Origin of the sequence: Rhodococcus erythropolis NBRC 15567 (genome assembly GCF_001552595.1) — a bacterium.
GTDB lineage: Bacteria > Actinomycetota > Actinomycetes > Mycobacteriales > Mycobacteriaceae > Rhodococcus_F > Rhodococcus_F erythropolis.
Genome location: NZ_BCRM01000015.1, coordinates 1 through 22,857 on the forward strand (window position 1 = coordinate 1; position 22,857 = coordinate 22,857).

The 22,857-nt window shown below is 63.1% G+C and carries 27 protein-coding genes; 17 read left to right on the top strand and 10 right to left on the bottom strand.

Annotated elements, in window-relative coordinates; translation table 11 throughout:
- Positions 1–578, top strand: a 578-nt coding sequence (locus RE4_RS18900) for an SDR family NAD(P)-dependent oxidoreductase (protein ID WP_060939129.1), incomplete at its 5' end; no start/stop codon positions are given.
- 74 nt (positions 579–652) lie between these two features.
- On the top strand, positions 653–1,186 hold the full coding sequence (gene pyrE / locus RE4_RS18905) for an orotate phosphoribosyltransferase (protein ID WP_019749433.1): 534 nt from the start codon (positions 653–655) through the stop codon (positions 1,184–1,186).
- Positions 1,187–1,237: 51 nt separating this feature from the next.
- Here the strand turns inward: pyrE and RE4_RS18910 are convergent, their stop codons facing one another.
- The 3 genes from RE4_RS18910 to RE4_RS18920 are packed head-to-tail and all read right to left on the bottom strand — an operon-like array spanning position 1,238 to position 3,558.
- Positions 1,238–2,494 carry an MFS transporter gene (locus RE4_RS18910; protein WP_020906634.1) on the bottom strand — a complete coding sequence of 419 codons (1,257 nt, stop codon included), beginning with the start codon at positions 2,492–2,494 and terminating at the stop codon, positions 1,238–1,240.
- 23 nt (positions 2,495–2,517) lie between these two features.
- On the bottom strand, positions 2,518–2,961 hold the full coding sequence (locus RE4_RS18915) for a MarR family winged helix-turn-helix transcriptional regulator (protein ID WP_060939130.1): 444 nt from the start codon (positions 2,959–2,961) through the stop codon (positions 2,518–2,520).
- Between the two features lie 33 nt (positions 2,962–2,994).
- Positions 2,995–3,558 carry a TetR/AcrR family transcriptional regulator gene (locus RE4_RS18920; protein ID WP_060939131.1) on the bottom strand — a complete coding sequence of 188 codons (564 nt, stop codon included), beginning with the start codon at positions 3,556–3,558 and terminating at the stop codon, positions 2,995–2,997.
- A 63-nt stretch (positions 3,559–3,621) separates the two neighbouring features.
- On the opposite strand from RE4_RS18920, the gene RE4_RS18925 reads away from it, so the two are divergent.
- Together RE4_RS18925 and RE4_RS18930 are read left to right on the top strand one after the other, a co-directional pair.
- Positions 3,622–4,302 (top strand): lysophospholipid acyltransferase family protein, encoded by a 681-nt coding sequence (locus RE4_RS18925; protein WP_003944312.1) that lies wholly within the window; start codon positions 3,622–3,624, stop codon positions 4,300–4,302.
- A 49-nt stretch (positions 4,303–4,351) separates the two neighbouring features.
- Positions 4,352–5,065: a lysoplasmalogenase gene (locus RE4_RS18930; protein ID WP_021343244.1), complete on the top strand. Its 714-nt coding sequence runs from the start codon at positions 4,352–4,354 to the stop codon at positions 5,063–5,065.
- Positions 5,066–5,069: 4 nt separating this feature from the next.
- On the opposite strand, the gene RE4_RS18935 is transcribed toward RE4_RS18930, so the two are convergent.
- Positions 5,070–5,513: a hypothetical protein gene (locus RE4_RS18935; RefSeq protein WP_060939132.1), complete on the bottom strand. Its 444-nt coding sequence runs from the start codon at positions 5,511–5,513 to the stop codon at positions 5,070–5,072.
- Between the two features lie 34 nt (positions 5,514–5,547).
- On the opposite strand from RE4_RS18935, the gene RE4_RS18940 reads away from it, so the two are divergent.
- The 5 genes from RE4_RS18940 (at position 5,548) to RE4_RS18960 (ending at position 9,587) form a co-directional block, all read left to right on the top strand.
- Positions 5,548–6,330 (top strand): SDR family oxidoreductase, encoded by a 783-nt coding sequence (locus RE4_RS18940; RefSeq protein ID WP_060939133.1) that lies wholly within the window; start codon positions 5,548–5,550, stop codon positions 6,328–6,330.
- A 67-nt stretch (positions 6,331–6,397) separates the two neighbouring features.
- Entirely contained in the window at positions 6,398–6,997 is a 600-nt protein-coding gene (locus RE4_RS18945; RefSeq protein ID WP_020968805.1) for a DUF6636 domain-containing protein, read from the top strand.
- A complete protein-coding gene (locus tag RE4_RS18950; RefSeq protein ID WP_020906640.1) occupies positions 6,997–7,689 on the top strand; it encodes a TrmH family RNA methyltransferase in 693 nt (230 codons plus the stop codon). The genes RE4_RS18945 and RE4_RS18950 overlap by 1 nt, the downstream gene beginning before the upstream one ends.
- A gap of 57 nt (positions 7,690–7,746) precedes the next feature.
- Positions 7,747–8,868 (top strand): glycoside hydrolase family 76 protein, encoded by a 1,122-nt coding sequence (locus RE4_RS18955; protein ID WP_003944321.1) that lies wholly within the window; start codon positions 7,747–7,749, stop codon positions 8,866–8,868.
- A gap of 11 nt (positions 8,869–8,879) precedes the next feature.
- The gene (locus RE4_RS18960; protein ID WP_020968806.1) at positions 8,880–9,587 is read left to right on the top strand and encodes an alpha/beta fold hydrolase; all 708 of its coding nucleotides are present in this window, start codon (positions 8,880–8,882) and stop codon (positions 9,585–9,587) included.
- On the opposite strand, the gene RE4_RS18965 is transcribed toward RE4_RS18960, so the two are convergent.
- Positions 9,550–10,548, bottom strand: a complete 999-nt coding sequence (locus RE4_RS18965; protein ID WP_238077010.1) for a GNAT family N-acetyltransferase — start codon at positions 10,546–10,548, stop codon at positions 9,550–9,552. The genes RE4_RS18960 and RE4_RS18965 overlap by 38 nt on opposite strands.
- A gap of 91 nt (positions 10,549–10,639) precedes the next feature.
- Between RE4_RS18965 and RE4_RS18970 the strand changes: the two genes are divergently transcribed.
- Complete coding sequence (locus RE4_RS18970; RefSeq protein WP_007726771.1) at positions 10,640–11,992, top strand: LLM class flavin-dependent oxidoreductase; 1,353 nt, start codon at positions 10,640–10,642, stop codon at positions 11,990–11,992.
- Positions 11,993–12,036: 44 nt separating this feature from the next.
- Positions 12,037–13,164: a GTP-binding protein gene (locus RE4_RS18975; protein ID WP_060939135.1), complete on the top strand. Its 1,128-nt coding sequence runs from the start codon at positions 12,037–12,039 to the stop codon at positions 13,162–13,164.
- Positions 13,165–13,175: 11 nt separating this feature from the next.
- Here RE4_RS18975 and RE4_RS18980 read toward each other — a convergent pair whose 3' ends face one another.
- Both RE4_RS18980 and RE4_RS18985 read right to left on the bottom strand, forming a co-directional pair.
- Positions 13,176–13,838: a DedA family protein gene (locus RE4_RS18980; protein WP_019749448.1), complete on the bottom strand. Its 663-nt coding sequence runs from the start codon at positions 13,836–13,838 to the stop codon at positions 13,176–13,178.
- Positions 13,839–13,867: 29 nt separating this feature from the next.
- A complete protein-coding gene (locus RE4_RS18985) occupies positions 13,868–14,605 on the bottom strand; it encodes a VTT domain-containing protein (protein ID WP_029254751.1) in 738 nt (245 codons plus the stop codon).
- A 180-nt stretch (positions 14,606–14,785) separates the two neighbouring features.
- On the opposite strand from RE4_RS18985, the gene fbaA reads away from it, so the two are divergent.
- On the top strand, positions 14,786–15,823 hold the full coding sequence (fbaA, locus tag RE4_RS18990; RefSeq protein WP_021343256.1) for a class II fructose-bisphosphate aldolase: 1,038 nt from the start codon (positions 14,786–14,788) through the stop codon (positions 15,821–15,823).
- Between the two features lie 79 nt (positions 15,824–15,902).
- Here fbaA and RE4_RS31770 read toward each other — a convergent pair whose 3' ends face one another.
- Positions 15,903–16,850, bottom strand: coding sequence for an Rv0361 family membrane protein (locus tag RE4_RS31770; RefSeq protein ID WP_060939136.1), 948 nt, complete (start codon positions 16,848–16,850; stop codon positions 15,903–15,905).
- Positions 16,851–16,975: 125 nt separating this feature from the next.
- Here RE4_RS31770 and RE4_RS19000 point away from each other — a divergent pair, with 125 nt between their 5' ends.
- The 3 genes from RE4_RS19000 to RE4_RS19010 all read left to right on the top strand — a co-directional run bounded on the left by RE4_RS19000 (position 16,976) and on the right by RE4_RS19010 (position 19,545).
- Positions 16,976–17,392 carry a DUF3151 domain-containing protein gene (locus tag RE4_RS19000; RefSeq protein WP_003944361.1) on the top strand — a complete coding sequence of 139 codons (417 nt, stop codon included), beginning with the start codon at positions 16,976–16,978 and terminating at the stop codon, positions 17,390–17,392.
- Positions 17,379–18,524 carry an FUSC family protein gene (locus tag RE4_RS19005; RefSeq protein WP_019749453.1) on the top strand — a complete coding sequence of 382 codons (1,146 nt, stop codon included), beginning with the start codon at positions 17,379–17,381 and terminating at the stop codon, positions 18,522–18,524. Before RE4_RS19000 ends, RE4_RS19005 begins: the two co-directional genes overlap by 14 nt.
- A 91-nt stretch (positions 18,525–18,615) precedes the next feature.
- Complete coding sequence (locus tag RE4_RS19010; protein ID WP_019749454.1) at positions 18,616–19,545, top strand: cation diffusion facilitator family transporter; 930 nt, start codon at positions 18,616–18,618, stop codon at positions 19,543–19,545.
- On the opposite strand, the gene RE4_RS19015 is transcribed toward RE4_RS19010, so the two are convergent.
- The gene (locus RE4_RS19015; protein ID WP_029254754.1) at positions 19,535–19,999 is read right to left on the bottom strand and encodes a pyridoxamine 5'-phosphate oxidase family protein; all 465 of its coding nucleotides are present in this window, start codon (positions 19,997–19,999) and stop codon (positions 19,535–19,537) included. The genes RE4_RS19010 and RE4_RS19015 overlap by 11 nt on opposite strands.
- Before the next feature lie 64 nt (positions 20,000–20,063).
- Between RE4_RS19015 and RE4_RS19020 the strand changes: the two genes are divergently transcribed.
- Positions 20,064–21,014 (top strand): helix-turn-helix transcriptional regulator, encoded by a 951-nt coding sequence (locus RE4_RS19020; RefSeq protein ID WP_060939137.1) that lies wholly within the window; start codon positions 20,064–20,066, stop codon positions 21,012–21,014.
- Here RE4_RS19020 and RE4_RS19025 read toward each other — a convergent pair whose 3' ends face one another.
- Positions 21,015–21,956: a DUF808 domain-containing protein gene (locus RE4_RS19025; protein ID WP_060939138.1), complete on the bottom strand. Its 942-nt coding sequence runs from the start codon at positions 21,954–21,956 to the stop codon at positions 21,015–21,017.
- Between the two features lie 240 nt (positions 21,957–22,196).
- Between RE4_RS19025 and RE4_RS19030 the strand changes: the two genes are divergently transcribed.
- Complete coding sequence (locus RE4_RS19030; protein WP_003944335.1) at positions 22,197–22,853, top strand: class I SAM-dependent methyltransferase; 657 nt, start codon at positions 22,197–22,199, stop codon at positions 22,851–22,853.
- Positions 22,854–22,857: the final 4 nt, after the last annotated feature.

Consider the following 22,857-nt stretch of genomic DNA (forward strand, 5'->3'; position numbering starts at 1 on the left):
GACGCGACACCGTCGCGCTTCGTCTGGAGAAGGGCGTCGAGGTGTTGGTGAACAACGCCGGATTCGGTACCTCCGGCGAGTTCTGGACTGCAGATCCGGCGCTTCTTCAGTCTCAACTCGACGTCAACGTCACCGCCGTGATGCGGCTGACCCGTGCGGCGCTGCCCAGCATGATCGCGTCGGCGCACGGAACGATTGTCAATGTGGCGAGCGTCGCGGGCCTGCTGTCCGGCCGGGGTTCGACGTATTCGGCAAGCAAGGCCTATGTCATCTCGTTCACCGAAGGGCTTTCCGGCGGGTTGGCCGGGACGGGAGTGCGCGTTCAGGCGCTGTGCCCGGGCTTCATCCGCACCGAGTTCCACGAGCGTGCGGGCATCGAGATGTCCACGATCCCCAAGCCGATGTGGTTGAGCGTCGACCAGGTGGTTGCGGCGTCGATGAAGGATCTCGGTGACGACAAGGTCATCAGCATTCCGGGAATTCAGTACAAGGTCCTCACGACGGCCGGGCGTCTGGTTCCCAAGGGGCTGGTTCGCCGGTTGACCAACATCGTTGGACGAGGCCGCGGGCGCACGTAGCCCAGAGGCAGCAGCCGAACGTAGCCCAGAGGCAGAAGCCGAACATAAGCCAGTGGTCGGTAGGCTGAGCACTCATGAGCGATCGTGAGGATTTGGCTGCGCTGGTGCGCGAATTGGCTGTTGTACACGGAAAGGTGACGCTGTCTTCGGGCAAGGAAGCCGACTACTACGTCGACCTTCGCCGCGCGACACTTCACCACAAGGCGGCGCCGCTGATCGGCTCGCTGCTGCGTGAACTGGTCGCGGACTGGGATTTCGACGCAGTCGGAGGTTTGACGATGGGCGCCGATCCGGTTGCGATGGCGGTGATGCACGCTCCCGGACGCCCGATCGACGCGTTTGTCGTTCGCAAGGCTGCGAAGGCTCATGGGATGCAGCGTCAGATCGAGGGCCCGGACATCGTGGGCAAGCGTGTCCTGGTTGTCGAGGACACGACCACGACGGGCAATTCTCCGTTGACAGCAGTGAAGGCTCTGCGCGAGGCAGGGGCCACAGTGGTCGGAGTCGCTACCGTCGTCGATCGCGCGACGGGTGCGGACGCGATTATCGGTGCCGAGGGCGTCGAGTACCGATCGCTGCTGGGCCTGGAAGATCTGAACCTGAGCTGACGCCCCGTGAGTGGTTAAGGGGTCCCTGCACTCCTCAACCACTCACAGGGGTCAGTCGCCTACGGTGACGGCGAGTGCTTCGTCGACGCTGTGCGGCGCGGGATCGTGGTCGTCGACGTGTGCGAGGACCTTGCGTCCGCTCGACAGGACGAACACAGCGGCGAGGGTGAGCACCGCGCCGACCCAGAACGGCATGTGGACGTTGGACTCGCCGAGCTTGCCGGCTACCCACGGAGCTGCGGCGCCGCCGACGAATCGAACGAAGCTGTAGGCAGCCGAGGCGGTCGACCGTTCCACGGGAGCCGAGATCATGACGGTTTCGGTGATGAGTGTGTTGTTCACGCCGAGGAACAACCCGGCGAGGACGACACCCACGATCAAGACGATCTTGTTCTCGGTGAAGAGCGCCATCATGCCGAGGTCGAGTGCGAACAGTGTCAGCGCCAGCATCATCATCGGTAGTGTGCCGAAGCGTCGTTGCAGGCGAGGGGCGAGGAAAACCGACGAGATCGCCAGCATCAGGCCCCAGCCGAAGAAGATGAATCCGATCGGGTACGCCCCCATGTCGAGGGGGAACGGTGTGTACGCGAGCAGCGTGAAGAATCCGTAGTTGTAGAGCAGCGCGGTGATGGCAACGGTGAGTAGCCCGCGGTGTCGCAGCGCCTGGAAGGGCGCAGCGATGGACGTGTGGTGTTCGGGCTTGGGTGCGCTCGGAAGCATCACGACGATGAGAATGAAAGCAACCGCCATCAGGGCTGCGACGCCGAAGAACGGTGCGCGCCAGCTGATGTCACCGAGAACGCCGCCGACCAGCGGTCCGACCGCGATACCGATGCCCAGTGCAGCCTCGTAGAGGATGATCGCCCGTGCGACGCCGCCGCTGGCCGCGCCGACGATGGCCGCCAATGCCGTTGCGATGAAGAGTGCATTGCCCAGTCCCCAGCCGGCACGGAATCCGACGATCTGGCCGATGGTGCTGGAAGCGCCTGCCAGAGAGGCGAACACGATGATGATGGCAAGGCCTACAAGAAGTGTTTTCTTGGCGCCGATGCGGCTGGACACCACACCGGTGATGAGCATGGCCACGCCGGTGACGAGCATGTAGCTGGTGAACAGGAGCGAAACCTGCGACGGTGTGGCGTCGAGTTGTTCGCCGATCGGCTTGAGGATCGGATCGACCAATCCGATGCCCATGAAGGCGATGACGCTGGCAAAGGCTACCGCCCACACCGCTTTCGGTTGTTTCAGGAGGCTCGGCGGAGCCTCGTTCTGGTGCGTTGATGTCGCGGTCGTGTTGCTCACGGCCACCTCCTTTTTCAGTGGTGGGTATTTCAGCTGGGGTCGGAAGTCTTGATGATGGACCGCAATTCGGACAATCCGTCGGCCAGTTTCTTGATCTGCTCGGGCCCGAGTTCGACGAAGTGGGGGACTAGAGCGTCGGCGATCTCGTTTCGGCCGTCGTTCAGGATCTTTCGACCCTTCTCGGTCATGGCGACGCGCACTGCGCGGGCGTCCTCCGGGTCGGCGCGGCGTTCGACGTAACCGTTCTCGCCGAGTTTGCGCAGTAGGGCAGTGGCAGAGGGCTGCGAGCTTCTGTCGAGTCGAGCGAAATCGCTGATCCGCATTTCGCCGTATTCCTCGAGGAGTGAGAGCGCGCGCAGCCAGGCGCGTGGGTACTGATCGGACGCGAAAGAACCTGCCAGCTTCGCGAAGCGGTGCGTGTTGCTCACGAGGTTGACGAGTAGTTCGTGCAGTTGCTGCTCTTCATCTGTCACGAAAAATATTATTGCATAGGGTAACTATGTAAATCAACGAGTCCGTAAAAGGTGGTCCGTCACACTCGTGGTGACCAGTGCCGCGATGTCGAGGCCGGGTGCAACGAGCGCGAGGCTTCGATTTGCCGCCAGCACTGCGATGCCGTGGGTTCCGGTCCAGATGTTCACTGCAGAGTTGGTGGGATCGGACGCGTCGGCCTCTTCGGTCAAGGCTTGCAGGGCGGCGAAGAGCGGGAGTGACGACTCTCGGAGGTTGCTGCCGGTGCCCTCGAGGAGGTCGTGGCGAAACATCAACTCGAACATCGCCGGCCGCTCCTGGGCGAATGACACGTATTCGATTGCTGCCGAGATCAATCGGCTACGAGCGGGTTGTTTGCCGACGAGTGCCGGCTGGAGTCTTTCGGTGAGATCGCGCAGGCCGTGCGAGGCAATTGCGGCAAGCAGGCTGTTGTGGGTCGGAAAGTATCTCCGCGGGGCGCCGTGCGACACGCCCGCGCGCCGCGCGATCTCCCGTAGCGTCAGTTCTGTGGCGCCGTCGGCATCGAGAATCTCGACGCCGGTGGCGACGAGTGTTTCGCGAAGGCTGCTGACAGTCATGGAAGACAGTGTCTACTATTCTCGTCGTAGACACTGTCTACTAGACGGAAAAGGTGATGCCCTGTGCTCTATTGGCTGTTCAAATACGTTCTGATCGGCCCGGTCCTCTGGCTGTTCGGGCGGCCGACGATCGAGGGGCAGCACCACATCCCCAAGAAAGGGCCGGTGATTCTCGCCGGAAACCATCGGGCAGTCGTCGACTCGTTCTTCCTGGTCCTCATGGTGCGCCGACGCATCACCTTCGTCGCGAAGAGTGAATATTTCACCGGGACCGGTGTGAAGGGCGCGATGCAGCGCTGGTTCTTCGGTGGGGCGGGTCAGGTGCCGATCGACCGTAGCGGCGCCGATGCCTCCCGTGCGGCATTGGACACGGCCATCGGAATTCTCGACAAAGGCGGAGTCTGGGGGATCTATCCCGAGGGAACTCGATCGCCCGACGGATGCCTGTACAAGGGAAAGACCGGAGCGATTCGTGTCGCCTTGGAAACCGGGGCGCCGGTCATTCCCGTCGTCGTGCACGGCGGCGACGCAGTCAACCCGCCGGGTACGCGGATGTGGCGCTTCAGCAAGGTCCGGATCACGGTAGGGGAGCCGATCGACTTCTCTCGGTACCGCGAACTTCGTGGCTACCAGGCCGTCGTGCGCGCGGCGACGGATGAATTGATGGCAGTGCTCTGTGACCAGTCGGGGCAGGAATACGTCGATGTCTACGGCGCGGACGTCAAATCCGGCGATGCTGCCTGAGTGACCCAGTACGGTCGCTGTTGGACGTGTAACCAACAGGAGGATTGTGATGGCGGGCAAGTGGGGCATCGAGCACGCAGTTTTTGCGGCGGCGACGGCAGCGACGGTGGTCGGGGCAGTGGTCGGTAACGAGCGGGTTCAGCAGATCGCCAAGCCGCTGATTGCACCTGCCTTGGCCGCCCGAGTGCTGCGCAAGCGTTCGGAGACGGAAACTGCCGATACCGCACTGCTTCTGGCCGGCCTCGCCGCCGCGACCGTCGGCGACGTGTTCATGATCGACCCGGACAACGATGCTCGTCTGATCAAGGGCGCGTCGTCGTTCGCGGTGATGCAGGCCAGTTACTCGGCTCTTCTCCTGCGCCGCGGGGCACGGCCGACCCGTGCTGCCCTCAAACCCCGCATCAGCGGTTGGTCGACGGCGTCCGGTCTGCTCCGTGCCAAGGCACCGAGCGTGTCGACGCCGCTCACCGGATACGGATTGATGTTGGGAACCACCTCGACGTTGTCGGCGGACCCCGCTCTGGCACCGCAGTCCAAGGCCGTGCTCGACGTTGTCGTCCCGAACAAGGATCGACGCTCCTGGCTCGGATTGGGCGGAGTGCTCTTCACCGCGTCCGACGGGCTGATCGTGGTGCGTCGACTGTTCATCCGCGGGACCGCCGGCCGTGCCGCTGCCGAGGGTGTGATCCTGGCGTCGTACGCGGGAGCGCAACTGATGCTGGTGGAGGGCATGTTGGCGCTGGGACGCAAGAAGAGCGTCTAGTTTTTCACGGGCACAGCATGATTCGGTCTCGGTTCTTCGGGTCCACCATGACGGTGACCGTGGATCCGGGAGTGATCTTGTCTTTGAACTCGGGTCGGATCTCGTACTCGATCCGGCCCGAGTACGAATCGGAACCTGGAACCGTGAGGCGGAGTGCGAGCTTGGCCAACTCGCCGTCGACGGTTCGACGCAGGGGTGTGACCTTGTCGATTCGTGCCCACCCTTCGAGGCCGTGCTTTTCGAGCTTGCGCTCGGCGCGGGTCGGTCGATTGGCCCAGGCCATTCCGAATCCGAGTGCCGAGCCGAAAGCGGCGAGTAGCCCGCCGATCTGATAGGGCAGAGTGCCAGGTGGGGTGTGCTCGACCAGCCATCCGAGCCACACCGCGAGCACGATCAGATATCCCACCGCGATGAAACACACGGTATGTACGACGCGACGGTGATTCATCAGATTTCCTCCACATCCAGGATAGCCTGACCGGATGAGCGAACCGAACGTCTTCATCACCGGTGCTGCGGCTGGAATCGGGCGGGAGACGTCGCTGTTGTTCGCGCGCAACGGATACCGCGTCGGCGCGTTCGACATCGACGACGCCGGCCTTGCCTCGTTGAAGGCCGAGATCGACGGTTTCGGTGGCAGCGTCGTGACGGGTGTCCTGGACGTCACCGATCCGGTGGGATGGGCGCAGTGTCTGGCCGATTTTGCCGGGGAGTCCGGGCGTCTGGACATCCTGATCAACAATGCGGGCGTGCTCTCCTCGGGACGGTTCGAGGATATTTCTCTTGCGGCGCATCGCCGAATGGTCGACATCAACATCACCGGCACCCTCAACGGCACGCACACGGCTTTCCCGTACCTCCGCGATACCGTCGGCGCTCAGGTGGTCAATCTGTGCTCCGCTTCGGCGATCTACGGCCAGCCCGAACTGGCGACGTACGGTGCAACCAAGTTCGCGATCCGCGGCCTGACCGAGGCGCTCGATCTGGAATGGGCACAGCACGACATCCGTGTTCTCGCGCTCTGGCCGTTGTTCGTCCAGACCGCGATGGTCACTGGAATGGACACCGGAGCCACCAGATCGTTGGGTATCAAGCTGACTGCCACCGACGTCGCGAAGGAGCTGTGGGCGGCCACACGCGGCGCCGGATGCGTACACAAGGTTCACTACCCGGTCGGAACTCAGGCAAAGCTCTTTCTCAGTGCGTCGCGGTTCTCGCCCGCGTGGCTCTCACGGCTGATGAACAAGCGCGTCACCAGCACTTAGTCGACCACACGATAGAGTGCACTGTCGGCTGTTGCTGGGCCAAGATGACGTGTGTGGAGGTAGTCGGGTGGTTCGTGTTCGGGTGGGGTTCGTCTTGTTGGGCGTCGGGTCGGCGCTCGTGCTCGCAGGGTGCGGCGGGGAGGCGGATTCAGCGCCGACCGTAGCGGCGCAGCCAAGTTCGACCACCACTACCGCAGTGCCGACGACAACCACCACCGTCGCGCCCGTCGTCCCCACGACCACCGAACCACCGACCACGACGCTGCCACCGACGACGACGCTCACGGACGTGCAGTTCGAGCGCAACGAGTCGTACTACTTCACCACTCCCGACGGGAACTTCCAGTGCGGCATCATCAAGTTGCCCACCAGAATCGAAGCCGGGTGCGAGGGAACGACCACTCCGGTTCCGCCGCGGCCGGAGAGCTGCATGGTCAACTGGGGCAACGGTATTCGCGTCACCGACGAGGGTGAGGGTGCTTTCATGTGTTCGGGCGGAGAGGTGTACACCTCGGGCGGTCCCGACGCCGATCCGGTGTTGGCGGCCGGTCAACCGCTGAGCAAACTGGGTTTCACCTGTACGACCACCGCGACAGACGTCTCGTGTGTCAACGATCAGACCACGCACGGCTTCACGGTGGCTGCAGATTCCAACGAGGTGTACTGATGACCGAAGTCGCAGCCGACGACGTCTCCGGTGGGGCCGGTGAACCGGGACCCACCGAGTGGGGCGAGAACCCCAACGGCGTCGGGCCGTGGGCCGAGGGGCACGACACGGAACCGCCGACAGACGAGCGCTACGACCCCGTACTCCTCGCCGAGGGTGATCGTCGAAACGTCTTGGACGAGTACCGGTACTGGACGCGGGAAGCGATAGTCGAGGACATCGACTCGCGCCGTCACACGATGCATGTCGCCATCGAAAACTTCGCGCACGACGCCAATATCGGCACGGTGGTCCGCACGGCAAACGCGTTTGCTGCGGCCGCGGTCCACATCGTGGGGCGTCGGCGCTGGAATCGGCGGGGCGCCATGGTGACCGATCGATACCAACACATCGTTCACCACGCCGACATCAGCGAGCTCGTCGAGTACGCCCGTGAGAATTCACTCACGATCGTTGCCGTCGACAACACCCCGGGGTCGGTGCCGCTGGAAACGGCAAGCCTGCCGCGAGAGTGCATCCTGCTGTTCGGTCAAGAAGGGCCCGGAGTGACCGAACATGCGAAAGAGGTTGCGTCCATGACGGTCTCGATCGCACAATTCGGGTCGACTCGCAGCATCAACGCCGGTGTCGCGGCCGGCATTGCGATGCACGCGTGGGTACGTGAGCATGCCGATCTCGCCGATTCCCGCTGATCTCGCTCGCGAATTCCGGCTAGCGCGTAGCGCCTCGACCAGACAGGATAGGTAGTTATGCAGGAAGTGTGGGCAGAGCGAGCCGATGCGGCTGAGGGCGCGATAGTCAGTCGTCACCTTCGGCGCCTGTGGGGAATGCCCCGGACAGCACTCGGCGTGGTTGCCTGGCCCGCTGTTCGGCGCGAGCGGATGTTCAAGCCGTGGCACTACTGGTGGCAAGCACACCTGCTCGACACTGCAATCGACGCGCTCGAACGTGACCCGACGCCCAAGCGTCGTCGCCGGGTGGCGAAGGTTGCCCGCAGTGTGCGGGTCCGCAACGTCTCGGCGTGGACCAACAACTATTACGACGACATGGCGTGGCTGGGCCTCTCGCTCGAACGTGCTCAACGTATGTTCTCGGTCGATCACCGGACCGCGGTCCAGGCGCTCGAATCGCAACTCTTCGATTCGTGGTCCCCGGCCGACGGCGGCGGTATTCCGTGGTGCAAAGGTTCCGATTTCTACAACACCCCGGCAAACGGACCCGCCGGAATCATGCTGGCGCGCACCGGAAAACTCTGGCGCGCGCAGGCAACGGCCGACTGGATCGACGAGACGCTGCGGGATCCGGACTCCGGACTGATCTTCGACGGTATCCGCCGCGACGGCACCCTCGAGCGCGCGATCTATTCGTACTGTCAGGGCGTCACGCTGGGGTTGGAAACCGAGTTGTCGACGCGATTGGGCGAACCGCGCCACCGCGAGCGAGTCCACAAACTCGTCGACGCGGTGTACGACGGAATGACCGAGTACGGAGTCATCACGGGCGGTGGCGGAGGCGACGGCGGACTGTTCAACGCAATCCTGGCTCGCTACCTCGCGTTCGTGGTGGTGAACTTGTCCTGGGAGACTCACGAGGACCTGCGAGCGCGCGAACTCGCAGCGCAGATCGTTCTGTCCTCCGCGGAAGCGGCCTGGAACAACAGACTGCAGATCGAAGGTCTGCCGCTGTTCGGGCATGACTGGACCAAGGATGCTCAGTTGCCGAGTCTGTCCGGCGACATCGCCACCTTCGCCGCCGGAACGGTGCGCTCGTCGAGCGTGCCCGAGCGAGACCTCTCGGTGCAGGTAGGTGGGTGGATGCTCATGGAGGCGGCATTTGTCGTCTCGGCGGCTGGATACCCGCGTAAGCGTTAGGCTTTTCCCTCATGGAATCCCGGCACGTGGTCGACACGGACGGCGTACGTCTTCACATCGATGTCGGTGGGGCAGGGGCGGACGTTCTGGTTCTCTCCGGCGGCCCGGGATGCGTTCACTATCTTGCTCACGACGAGCTGGTTCCGGAAGGAATGCGCGCGTGGTGCCCTGAGCCACGCGGAGTCGGCCGGTCCGGTGGCGGCGCTCATACGATGGCGCAGGCGGTTGCGGACCTCGAACTCGTCCGACGCACGTTCGAGATCGACAGCTGGGTCGTGCTGGGGCACTCGTGGGGATCCGACTTGGCGGTGCGGTACGCACTCGACTGTCCGGAATCGGTGTCCGGCGTCGTCGGCATCGCGGGGCACGGCCTCCACAAGGACCGGACCTGGTCGAAGCAGTACGAAGCGGGAATCGAGCCGGACCCGCAGATACCTTGGGAACCTGTTGTCTGGCAATCGCTTCAAGAATCGTTCATCGAATGGATCCATGAACCACAGCTGTTTCGGCAGTTGGCCGACTCACCCGTGCCCATGACATTTCTCGCGGCGGCCGACGATATTCGCCCGTCGTGGCCGTTGCAGCAACTGGCCGAGCTCGTGCCTAACGGTAGTTTCGAGGTCGTCGACGGTGTCGCGCACAACTTCTGGCAGTCTCACCCGCTCCTGTGGAGGAAGATCGTCACCGAGGCTTGTGCGACGCACTCTCGACTCTCCTGATCTCCACCAGGATCCGCTCCGCAACGGTCTGGTATCCCAGGCTCCGATTGACGGTCAGCATCGGGTGGTTTTCCGCGTTCACCGTTGTGTAAATCTTTTGCAGCGAGGGAAATTCAGCTGCCAACACAGACGCTTGTTGCTCCTTGACCCACCGAGCGAGACCGTGTCCGCGGTGCTGGGGAAGTACCACGGTGTCGTGCTGTGATGCGTGGGTGCTGTCATGTTCGTCCACCGTCACCACTGTCGCTGCGGCTACTTCGCCGACGCTGTCGTCGACCGCGCAGCACACCAGGAGTACTTGAGAGCCACCCGTCATCTTCTGTTCCCACGATCTGACCTCGTCGGCTCCCCAATTACGTTCGGGCATCTGCAGTTCGGCGCCCGGCGCGTCGAGGAGTCGGTTCAATGCCTCCGAGAAGGAGTGGACCAGCTCGTCCGGGGTTCGGTTGCGCCAACTGACGATTCGATAGCCGGGGCGGGCGCTGTGTGCGGTGGGAGGGCTGAGGTGCTGAACCTGGTTGGCCAACCGAAGCAACACACGGTGGCCGTCGAACGATCCCAGGAAATGCTCGGCTGCGCTTCCGACGAGCGCCGTCACTCTGATTCTTCGCACGCCGAACCCGGCGATGTCGACTTCGGCGAGTTCGGCAAGCGCTCGTCCTACCCCTCGTCGCTGCGCGTGGGGTGTCACGTACATCCGAAACTCTGCGAGATCAGGTTCCGCCGAGTTGCGTCGCGCCTGGGCGATACCGAGGACCTCGTCCGTTCCGCCGTCGCGTGCGATCCAACGCCATACATCGGCCGAACCGTCCTCGGCCTCGATCATTTCCATCAGCGCCGTCGCTGTCGGCGCAGTTCCGGACAGGTGACGCTGGCCTTCGGCGAAGACCTCACAGCACTGGTGAAGAACCGATGCTGTCGATCCGGACGGTACGAACTCGGCTACAACTACGCGGCTCACCCATGTGACGATACCGAGCTGCCAACCCCGAGTTGGAATCACGCGAACCCTAACCCTGTCGGACTGCGGCGGCAGTTGCCAGCATTCAGGCATGTCTGATTCTCCGCGCCAACTGAGCCTCAACGCGTTCATCCACCCCGCCGGTCATCACGAAGCGGCGTGGCGTCATCCGTGGACAACACCGGAACGTCTGTTCGACGTCACGTATTTCCAGGAGATCGCTCGCACTGCTGAGGCGGCGAAGTTCGACGGAATCTTCTTCGCCGACGGTCCCGCGTTGCGCAGCGACGTCGAGCACGGTCCCGCAGGGACGTTGGAGCCGATCACCTTGTTGACGGCCATTGCAGTGGCAACCGAGCGGATCGGATTGATCGCGACGGCGTCGACCACGTACTACGAGCCGTACAACCTGGCTCGGCTGTTCGCCTCGCTCGACCACATCTCGAACGGACGCGCTGGGTGGAACATCGTCACCACGGGTACGGATCTGGCTGCCGCCAACTTCGGGCTGGCCAAGCATCCGGACCACGGCGACCGGTATTCGCGTGCAAGGGAATTCGTCGACGCGGTGGTGCGGTTGTGGGACAGCTGGGAGGACGACGCGATCAGTCTGGACCGGGAGAACGGAATCTACGCGGACAGAAACAAGATTCACGAGATCAACTACGTCGGCCGGCATCTTCGGGTGCGGGGACCGTTCAACGCGCCGCGAACGCCGCAGGGATACCCGGTGCTGGTGCAGGCCGGGGCGTCCAACGACGGTCGCGCGTTTGCCGGTCAGTATGCGGAGGCGATTTTCACAGCGCACCAGAGACTTTCCGATGCGCAGGCGTTCTACACCGACATCAAGTCGAGGGCTGCTCAGTTCGGGCGCAACCCCGATCATGTCAAGATCCTGCCCGGAATCAGCCCGTTCATCGGTGACACCGAGGAACAAGCCAAGGCGCTCGAGCGAGAATTCAACGAGTTGACTTCGCCGGAGTACGGGCTCGCGCAACTCGGTGCACTAACCGGGACCGATGTTCGGAATCTGGAACTGGATGCACCGGTTCCTGTCGAATTGTTCGCGGCGGCAGGTGATGTCACCGACAACAAGCAAAGCAGATTGCAGGTGATCGCCGGCATAGTCGAGCGTGAGCGTCCGACGGTTCGGGGCCTGCTTCATCGTTTGGCGGGTGCGCGCGGACACCGGGTGTTTGCCGGAACCGCCGAGCAGGTGGCTGACACGATCGAGGAATGGTTCACCAGCGGTGCTGCTGACGGATTCAACGTCATGCCGCCGTACTACCCGGGTGGACTCGAAATCTTCACCGAGCGTGTGGTCCCGATCCTGCAGGATCGCGGTCTTTTCCGGACCGAATACACGGGTACGACGCTTCGTGATCATTTCGGCTTGCCGAGGCCCGAGAGCCAGTTCTCGGGTAGTGCGTCCGCAGTGCAGTAGGCCCGCCTCCCGTTGTCGATAATGACAATGGTTACCATTAAGGAATGAAGCAGCTACCGGTAACCGTGCTGTCCGGATTTCTGGGCGCAGGCAAGACCACACTCCTCAACCACATCCTCGCCAATCGAGACGGCCGTCGGGTCGCCGTCATCGTCAACGACATGAGCGAAATCAACATCGACGCGGCCCTCGTCGCGGGCCAGGGCCACCTCGATCGCACGGAGGAGAAGTTGGTCGAGCTGACCAACGGATGCATCTGCTGCACGCTGCGCGAGGATCTGATCGACGCCGTCGGCGCGCTGGCCCGCGAGGGGCGGTTCGATCAGTTGGTGATCGAGTCCACCGGCATCTCCGAACCGATGCCGGTGGCGGCCACCTTCGACTGGGAATTCGAGGACGGCTTCAGCCTCGGCTCGCTCGCGAAGCTCGACACGATGGTGACCGTGGTGGACGCGTCGACCTTCCTCGGCGAGCTGGCAAAAGGCGAGCGACTGGACGAGCGCAACCTCGAAGCCGGGGAGGGGGACGGACGCAGCATCTCCGATCTCCTGGTCGATCAGGTGGAGTTCGCCGACGTCATCTTGCTGAACAAAACCGACTTGGTGAGCCCGCGGGCGGCGGGAACCGTCGAGGCGACGCTTCGAAGGCTCAACCCCACTGCTCAGCTGATTCGGACCGACCACGGAAAAGTCACCCTCGATCGCGTCCTCGAAACCGGTCTCTACAACCCGGAACTGGCTGCGCAAGTACCCGGTTGGGACGAGGAGCTGGCCGGCGGGCACACCCCGGAAACCGAGGAATACGGAATACGCAGCGTCACGTATCGAGCCTCGCGACCCTTTCATCCGGCGCGACTCGAGGCTGCGCTCGGTCAGTTCGCGGGACTCTTGCGAAGCAAAGGCTTCTGCTGGATCGCCAGTCGGCCCGAGTTCGCCGCTATCTGGTCGCAGGCGGGCCCCAACCTCGTCATCGAACCGGCGCAACTGTGGGCGTCGGCAGCGGAGGAACCGGGGCAGGAGATCGTGTTCATCGGAGTGAAACTCGACTCGGCGACGCCGTCGCGAATCCTCGATCCGGCTCTGCTGACCGATGACGAACTACGCGAAGGACCGCGGGCCTGGATTCGCTACGACGACCCGCTTCCGGCGTGGGACCAGAGCCACCTGCACTGAGCAGACAGCTTCTAGTCGAGGACTTCTTCTACCTCGACGTCTTCGGCCGGTCGGGCCATTTCCTTGCGGTACTGCCAGATTCCCAACGCGGTGCCGATGACCAAGCTGACCATCATCACGATCAGCACGGCGGGCAGCAACCACGGAACGCGATCGAGGAACGAGCCACCGTAGAAACCGAGCAGCAGGAGTACCGGTGCCCAGATGATCGCGCCGATGGTGCTCGCGATGGTGTAGCGCGTGTGGTTCATCTTGGCTGCGCCTGCGACCATCGGGCACAGGGTGCGAACCCACGGAACCCAGCGGGCGATCAGGACCGCCCAGAACCCGTGTCTCTCCAACAGGATGTTGACCCGGTGCAGATTCTTCTCGGTGAAGTACTTGCCGCCCTTACGGGCTTTGATGTGGTTTCCCGTCCGGTGGCCGATGACGTACCCGACCTGGTTGCCGGCAATGGCAGCGATCATCGCGCCCACCGACAGCGCCCACACGTGGCCTGCACCGGATTCGTGACCGGCAAGCACGATTCCGGCTGTGATCAGCAGTGAGTCGCCGGGGAGAAACAACCCGAGGATGATCGCGCACTCGATGAAGACGAACGTGACGACGATAATCCAGACCAACAGGGGCCCGGCAGTCTCGAGTGGGGAGAAACTGCCGGATGCGAGCGTCATCGTGGTCAGTTCTTCGCCTCGTTCTGCAATCAGGGGGTGGGGTCTTCGGGGACTGTCACCGTCGAATTGTCCGTAGTGGAAGTATTCGCCGATTCACCGCGTCTCGACGCCAGAATTCGCTTTCCGATTTCGAAGACGATCGGCAGAACCGACACCAGGACGATCAAGATGAAGATGTAGTCGACATTGTCGCGGATGAATTCGATCTGCCCCAGGAGGTAGCCGAGCAAAGTCACACCGGCACCCCACAGGATGCCGCCGACGATGTTGTAGGTCAGGAACAGTGAGTACTTCATCTTCGAGGCGCCCGCGACAACCGGTGCAAAAGTACGCACGATCGGCACGAACCTCGCCAGGATAATGGTGATCGGGCCGTGCTTTTCGAAGAAGGCATGCGACTCGTCGATGTACTTCTTCTTGAAGAACCGCGCGTCGTCCGTCTTGAACAGGGCAGTTCCGCCCTTGGCGCCGATGTAGAACCCGACTTGGTCACCCAGAATCGCGGCGATCGGAATCGTCACCAGGAGCACCCACAGCGGCGCGAACGGTTCGATCTCGGTGGACTTGGAAGCCGCGATCAGCCCTGCGGTGAAGAGCAGAGAATCGCCGGGCAAGAGCGGAAACAGCAGCCCTGATTCGATGAAGACCACCAGAAGCAGTCCCACCAGAACCCACGTTCCGAAGGAATTCAAGAGGTTCACGGGATCGAGGAAGCCAGGCAGCAAGGCCAGGTTCGTCACGGATTCAGTTGCTGCCTGCACATTCACGGGGGCCAGAGTACCGGCCGAATCTGAGTGTTTCCCACCACCGCAGGTCATCGCGTCGGTGGCGGCGGCCGAGACCGCAAAGAGACGTGACGAGTCGGACTTGCCATACTGCTAGGACCACACGAAGCGCTTTCACATCGCCGAGCGCTCCGAACGACACGTATATGGAGGACTCCCGCCGTGCCTATCGCAACTCCCGAGGTCTATGCCGAGATGCTTGGTCGGGCCAAGGAGCATTCCTTTGCCTTCCCCGCCATCAACTGTGTCGGCTCCGAATCCATCAACGCAGCCATCAAGGGCTTCGCGGACGCCGGCAGTGACGGCATCATCCAGTTCTCGACGGGCGGCGCCGAGTTCGGTTCCGGTTTGGGCGTCAAGGACATGGTCACCGGCGCTGTTGCGCTCGCCGAGTTCGCACACGTGATCGCGGCAAAGTACGACGTCACCATCGCGCTGCACACCGACCACTGCCCGAAGGACAAGCTGGACACCTACGTGCGTCCGCTGCTCGCGATCTCGCAGGAGCGCGTCGACGCCGGTCGTAACCCGCTGTTCCAGTCGCACATGTGGGACGGCTCGGCTATCCCGATCGACGAGAACCTGGCAATCGCCAAGGAACTGCTCGCCCTCTCCAAGGCTGCACGCATCATCCTCGAGGTCGAGATCGGTGTCGTCGGCGGCGAAGAAGACGGCGTCGAGGCCGAGATCAACGACAAGCTCTACACCTCGAGTGAAGACTTCGAGAAGACGGTCGATGCTCTGGGCATCGGCGAACAGGGCAAGTACCTGCTCGCAGCCACCTTCGGCAACGTTCACGGCGTCTACAAGCCGGGCAACGTCAAGCTCAAGCCCGAGGTTCTCGAAGAGGGCCAGAAGGTCGCCGCTGCCAAGCTCGGCCTGGCCGCAGGCTCGCAGCCCTTCGATTTCGTCTTCCACGGTGGATCGGGATCGCTGAAGTCCGAGATCGAGGATTCGCTGAACTTCGGCGTCGTCAAGATGAACGTCGACACCGACACCCAGTACGCGTTCTCCCGTCCGATCGCCGGACACTTCTTCTCCAACTACGACGGCGTCCTCAAGATCGACGGCGAGGTCGGAAACAAGAAGGCATACGACCCGCGCAGCTACCTCAAGAAGGCCGAAGCAGGCATGACGGCTCGCGTCGTCGAGGCGTGCAACGACCTGAAGTCGGCCGGACGCTCGGTGTCCGCAGGCTGATCGGCTTCACAACTCAGCTACACAGAACAAAATGCGCGCCGACGAATTTCTCGTCGGCGCGCATTTTCTGTTCAGGTGCTTACTTGCTGGGATCGCAGACCTTCCACGTGCCGTCCTGGCGCTCGAGGTCGAACGTGCGCCACGACTGTTCGCCGGTGCTCGGCAAACTTGCCTGGACCTGAGCGATCGCGGTGTCGTCGGTGATGCGCACCGCATCGACGGCTCCGACCTGCGGGATCGTCTTCTGAGCGACGGCATTGTCGTGGACCTGAGCGAACGCCGCGTCCGGAATAGTGCGGTAGTACTCGCCCAACGCCCCACACGTCGACGTTCGCAGCGTTGCCAGATCACCGGTCTGAAGAGCATCGACGTACGTCGAGATGGCGGTCTGAACCTGGGCTTCAGGTGAGCTTTCGCCGCTACCGCTGGTGGACGAGACGAAGACTGCGATGCCGATTGCCGCGAGGACGGCGACGCCGGCCGCTGCTGCCGCGATGTACCAGCCCTTGCCACTGCGCTTGGTTTTTTCCGGCGCGGCAGGCTCGATGCGAGTCGGCATCGGCTGGGCCGGCGGTGGGGTCGCTGCGACACCCACACGTTGAGGCGCGGCGCGCTGCTGCGGTTGAGGCGCGGAGCGCTGTGGCGGTTGAGGCGCGGAGCGCTGTGGCGGTTGAGGCGCGGAGCGCTGTGGCGGTGGCGGCGGGGTTGGAACTTGCCGGGGTGGCGGTGTCGGCTGCGAGGCTTTCGGAATCGCGACGGTGGCGGGCTCCGGCTTGGGCTGGGGTGTCGGTGCTGCTGCCGGTGTTTCTGCTGGTGTTGCTGTGGGTGCCTGAGTTGCCTTGGGGATCGCGACGGTTGGCGCGCTGGCGGCTTTGGCGTCGCCGTCCGCCTTCGAGTTCTTGTCCGCCTTCGAGTTCTTGTCTGCCTTCTGGATCGCCACAGTCGCAGGTTCGGTCGGGGCCGACTTCTCGGGCGCACCGTTCGGGGCTGCGCTCTTTTTCGAGTTGTCGTCTTTCGAGTCCGGCACGGGTAACCCTTCGGTCTTATGCGGCAATGACCATGTCAGGGTAACGACCGGTATGTACCGGGCATAACTCCGACCGTCGGCGAGGCGGTCCTGTGGCAGAAAGGCGTAGCGGGCACAATGAGCGCATGACCCAATTCGGTGACCTGCTCGGACCCAAGCCCACTCTGCTTCCCGGCGACGACGAGGCGGAATCGGCACTGCTCAACCACGCTGACCCGGCCCAGGTCGCGGCCGACCATCCCACTGCCTCCATCGCGTGGGCCTACCTCGCCGAGGCTGCCCTGGACAAGGGCGAAACCATCACTGCCTACGCCTACGCGCGTACCGGCTACCACCGCGGACTCGACCAACTGCGTCGTAACGGTTGGAAGGGTTTCGGTCCTGTGCCCTACAGCCATGAACCGAACCGCGGATTCCTCCGTTGCGTCGCTGTCTTGGCCAAGGCCGCGAAGACGATCGGTGAGGCCGACGAGTACGCGCGTTGCCTAGATCTGCTCGAAGACTGCGATCCCAACGCCGCCGAAGCGCTTGGCCTCGGTTAGCAGTTTCCGTCCGAGCCGGGCCGGTATCAAGGACCGTGCTCGCAAATCGGTGCGTCGGCTTCAGACGTCGGCGCTACCGATCATTCAATGTGCCTTGGCGGCCGGATTGGCGTGGTGGGTTGCCACCACGGTGATCGGGCACCATGCGCCGTTCTTCGCGCCGATTGCCGCCGTGGTCTCGCTCGGTCTGTCGTTGGGCGCCCGACTACGACGTTCGTTCGAGTTGGTTGCGGGTGTCACGGTCGGTATCGGAATCGGTGACCTGATCATCTCCGGCATCGGGAGCGGACCCTGGCAGATCAGTTTGGTTGTCGTGCTGGCGATGTCCGTCGCGGTGCTACTGAACAGTGGGCCGATCTTCTCCATGCAGGCCGGAAACTCGGCCGTGCTGGTGGCGACGCTGATCCCACCGGGCGGCAGTGGCGGGCCCGATCGCATGATCGACGCCCTTGTCGGTGGTTTGGTGGGCATCGCGGTGGTCGCGATCATCCCCACGCACCCGGTACGACGCGCACGCAAGGACGCTGCATCGATTCTCGGAACAGCGTCAGAGGTACTGCAATTGGTGGCAGACGGCCTCGTCGCGAACGACCCGGACCCGATCGTGAAGGCGCTGCAGAAGGCGCGCGCAACTCAGGGTGCCATCGACGGATTGCGCAGCAACCTCCTCGGCGGGCGCGAGATCAGCCGAATCTCCCCGCTGTACTGGAACAGTCGACCGCGCCTCGAAAGGCTCATGGCGACAGCCGATCCCATCGACAACGCGATGCGCAACATTCGAGTACTCGCGCGTCGTTCGTTGACGTTGGTCAGGGACGACGAGATACTCGATCCGCGTCTGGTGGCGCAGGTCGAGCGCTTGTCGAAAGCCGTCGAAGTTCTCAAGGACATGATCCTGGCGGAGCCGGGGGAGCAGCCTGATCAGGCCGAGGCAGCGCGCGTCCTGCGCTCGGTGGCGAAGGAACTGAAACCGGCGATAGTCGAGAACGCGGGCCTGTCCTCGACGGTGGTGTTTGCCCAGATTCGATCGCTGGTCGTCGACCTCTTGCAGGTAGCAGGCATGAAGCGCATCTCGTCGATCGCCACTCTGCCGCCCACTGTGCCGCACCCGGCGTACGAGCCGGATCACTGACCTCTGCCTTTTCCCGCTCACTGAGCAACTCATTGTATGTATGCGAATGTATGCATATGCTCTGAGAAGGACTTGGGAGGGAACAGGACAAATGGGAGCAGGGCACGGCCATTCACACGGCCACTCGGCAGCAGATTCGGTCGGAGTAGGGCCGTCACCGCAACGCATCAAGAAAATGGCGATCGCGCTTGCGATCCTCGTTGCATTTCTCGTACTCGAAGCCACGGTCGGCATTCTGATCAACTCGCTGGCGCTGCTTGCCGACGCCGGCCACATGCTCACCGACGTGGTGGGCATGGCCATGGGATTGACGGCTTTGCTGCTCGCGAAGAAGGGCAGCACCACCGCGGCCAGGACCTTCGGTTGGCACCGCGCCGAAGTGCTGACTGCCATGGCCAACGCCGTGATGCTGCTGGCCGTCGCCGCCTGGGTCTTCTACGAGGCAATCGGCCGCATCGGTAACGAACCCGAGATCCCGGGCGGCGCCCTGATCATCACTGCAGCTGCCGGATTGGCCGCGAACATCGTCGTGATGCTGATGCTGCGCGGCGATTCCAAGGACAGCCTCGCGGTGCGTGGCGCCTACCTCGAAGTGCTTGCAGACGCCGTCGGTAGCGTCGGAGTTCTGATTGCCGGTGGCCTTGTCCTGCTGTTCAACTGGACGTGGGCGGACGTCGTCGTCGGTGTTCTCATCTCGCTCTGGGTGGTGCCGCGTGCGATCAAACTGGCCGCAGCATCGCTGCGCATTCTGACGCAGGCGTCGCCGGCCGACGTCGACGTCGAAGCGGTCGAGGCCGACCTGGCGGCGCTGCCGAGCGTGATGGGTGTTCACGACCTACACGTCTGGACGCTCACCACCGGCATGGATGTCGCGACAGTCCACCTGACCAGTGACGCGAATTCGTCGAACGTTCTGGAATCCGCGCGCACCGTCCTCGAGAGTCACGGTCTTTCCCACGCCACCGTTCAGGTGGAATCGTGTGCCAACGGCGAGCATTGCGAGAAGAACGTCACTTGGTGAAGCGGGTGATCTCCTTGCCCGGCTTCCAGAGATCGACGTACATGTGCTCGTCGTCGACCGTCGTGTGCACCACCTCGTCGATGTCGAGGACAAAGAGGTGCAGGGGTTTCGGAACCTCGTAGGTGTAGCTTGCGAGCACGGCTTCGAACTCGTCGCCGGTCACCTCGCGTGCGATTCCGGCGATCTTCGCATCGCCGCCCTCCATGGTGTGCTCACCGGGATTGCTGTGTAGGGCGTAGCGCCCGTCACGGATGAGATCCTTCGCCTTGAGTGCGCCGAACATCGAACCGAGGACCAGACGCCCGTCGAGGATTTCGACTTCGGTGCCGCTCACGCGCGGTGAACCGTCCTTGCGCAGCGTTGCGAGGACGTGATGCTTGTGGGCTTTGAATCGTGCTTGGACCGCGTCGGCAAGAGCGGGTACTTCTTCGGAGAACTGCTTCCAAGTGACCATGACGGTCATTGTGCACTCCTATTCCTGACAACTTCTGTCAGTGATTCTCGGTAATGTTCGGTCCATGAGATCCGCGCGGTTGCTCCAACTCATGCTGCGTTTGCAGGGGAGTCGCGGCGTTATCGCCGATCAGTTGGCCGAAGAGTTCGGCGTTTCGGTGCGGACGATCTACCGCGACGTGGCCTCGTTGTCGGCTGCCGGCGTGCCGATCTGGACCGAGAGCGGCCCCGGTGGTGGCATCCGTCTGCTCGACGGTTGGCAGTCCAAGCTGTCCGGTATGACGGACGACGAGACGTCCGCACTCATGCTGTTGGGCGTGCCGTCCATCGCTGCAGATCTCGGGCGATCCGACGCCGTCGGTTCGGCGGGGGCCAAACTGCTCCGCTCCCTGCCCGGTCCCCTGCGCGAGAGTGCACGACTGTGGCAGGACCGCATTCTCGTGGACGTTCCGGGTTGGTTCGGCGGCGTCGACGACATCTCTGCGCTTCCGATCGTCACATCCGCTGTGCTGGACTCGCGTCGACTGCGCTTCGCCTATCGCGATCGCGAGCGGACGGTCGAACCGCTGGGTCTGGTCATCAAAGCCGGTGTTTGGTATCTGGTGGCGGGGATGAACGGTCGAACGCTGTCGTTTCGAGTCGGGCGCATCAAAAATGCCGTGGTAGAAGATGATTCGTTCACTCGGCCGGTGGATTTCGACCTGCCGTCGTGGTGGGCGGCGTCGATGGCCGAGTTCGACCGTTCGCTGCTTCGCTTCGAATGTCGCGTGCGGTTGTCACCAGAGGGCAGGCGCCGGCTCCCCGATGTGGTGGGCGAGCTTGCCGCTGCCGTCGAAGTGGGGCCAGAGGACAACGACGGATGGGTGAGTGCGGAGCTGAAACTCGAGAGCGAAGCTGTCGCGCTCTCGCAGTTGATCGGTCTGGGAGCGGACGTCGAAGCGCTCGAGCCACGGTCGTTGCGTGAAGGACTGCGCGCCGTGGCGGAGCAGATGGTGCTCCGCCACAACTCGCAGTGACTAGGCCGTTGCAGAACGCTTTGCGAGCAGGCGGGTGATACCCAGTTGAGCTGCGACGATGATGGCGCCGACCACCAGACCCAGTGCCGCCGACGCAAGGGTGTTGACGATCCACACCAGTACCCCGCCGACTCCGGCGATGTCACTGACTGCTTCTTCGCCGTGATGAACGGCGTCGTAGAGCGGGTGGAAGCCCAGTTCGTCGATGCCGACCAACAGGATGTGGCCACCGACCCACAGCATCGCGGCGGTACCCACCACCGAGAGCACTGACATCACGTGAGGCATGCCGCGAACGAGGCCTCGGCCGACCTTGTGGGTGAAGCCAGACGACGTCTCGGCGATCTTCAATCCGATGTCGTCCATCTTCACGATCAGTCCGACGACGCCGTAGACGACCACGGTGATGACGACCGCCACGACGGCAAGGATCACCAACCGGCTCCAGAAACCTTCGCCCGCGATGGTGTTGAGTGCGATCACCATGATCTCGGCGGACAGGATCAGGTCGGTGCGGACTGCGCCGGAAACCACTGCTTCTTCGTCGCGAGGATGCTCGTCGGCGGCCTCGTGGTGGTCACCGTGGCCGAAAATTGCACCCCAGATCTTGTGAACCGCTTCGTAGCTGAGGTAACAGCCGCCGACCATCAACAGTGGCGTCAGCAGCCAGGGGAGGAACTGACTCAGCAGCAGAGCGATCGGAAGAATGATCAGCAGCTTGTTGCGCAGCGACCCGATGGCGATGCGCTTGATGATGGGCAACTCGCGTTCGGCCGCGAGCCCACGGACGTACTGCGGCGTGACGGCTGCGTCGTCGATGACGACGCCTGCCGCTTTGGCGGTCGCCTTACCGGTTGCGGCGGCAACGTCGTCGATCGAGGCGGCAGCCATACGAGCCAGGGCTGCGACGTCGTCGAGCAGGGCGAAGAGTCCTCCGGCCATCACAGACCTCCAGTGGAATCAGTGGAAAAAGGTGGCCGGACCGATCCGGTGACGCAGTTACTTGATCGCACGAGGTCTCTATCCATGATGGTCGTTGGTGAGGTCAGGTCACCTGGAACGATACCGGGGTCATCCGTCAGGGACTGCGTCGCGCGGCCGGTCGCTCTTCGTCACGAAAGGTCTTCCCGACCCGGTGCTCGCGTGTAAGACTGCACAGAAGATCGATCGAAACGGGGCACTATGCGTGAACCAGACACTGCACAGGTCGCCAAGACTTTCGACGCAATGGCGGCGCACTACGACCGACAGATCGGGCGCTTCGAGCGCTTTGTGCTCGGTGACGCCCGGAAATGGGCTGTAGATCAGGCGCATGGGCGCGTGGTCGAAATTGCCGTGGGCACCGGGCTGAACCTGCCTCTCTACGGGGACGACGTCGACTACGTCATCGGCGTGGACATCTCGACTGCGATGCTCGATCAGGCCAGGGTCAAGGTCTCCGAGGGAGTGAAGACCGAAGTCGACCTACGACTCGGAGACGTGCAAGCACTCGATGTTCCTGACGAATGCGTGGACACATTGGTCTCCACCTACGCGTTCTGCACGATCCCCGATCCGGACCGAGTTGCCAGCGAAGCATTTCGAGTGCTGGTGCCTGGTGGTCGATTCGTGCTCGCTGAGCACGGGCCGAGCACCAACACGGTTGTACGGGCGCTGATGAAGGCCGTCGAACCGCTTTCTGTACGGTTCGGTGCCGATCACCTCACCCGCGAACCGGTCGGATACCTCGAAAACGCAGGCTTCCTGATCGACGAGGTGCAGCGCAGTGGACGGGGTGGAATCGTGTTCCGGGTCGTTGCGCGCAAGCCGGATCCCGAATGGACGGCACTCGGTCACTAGTGTC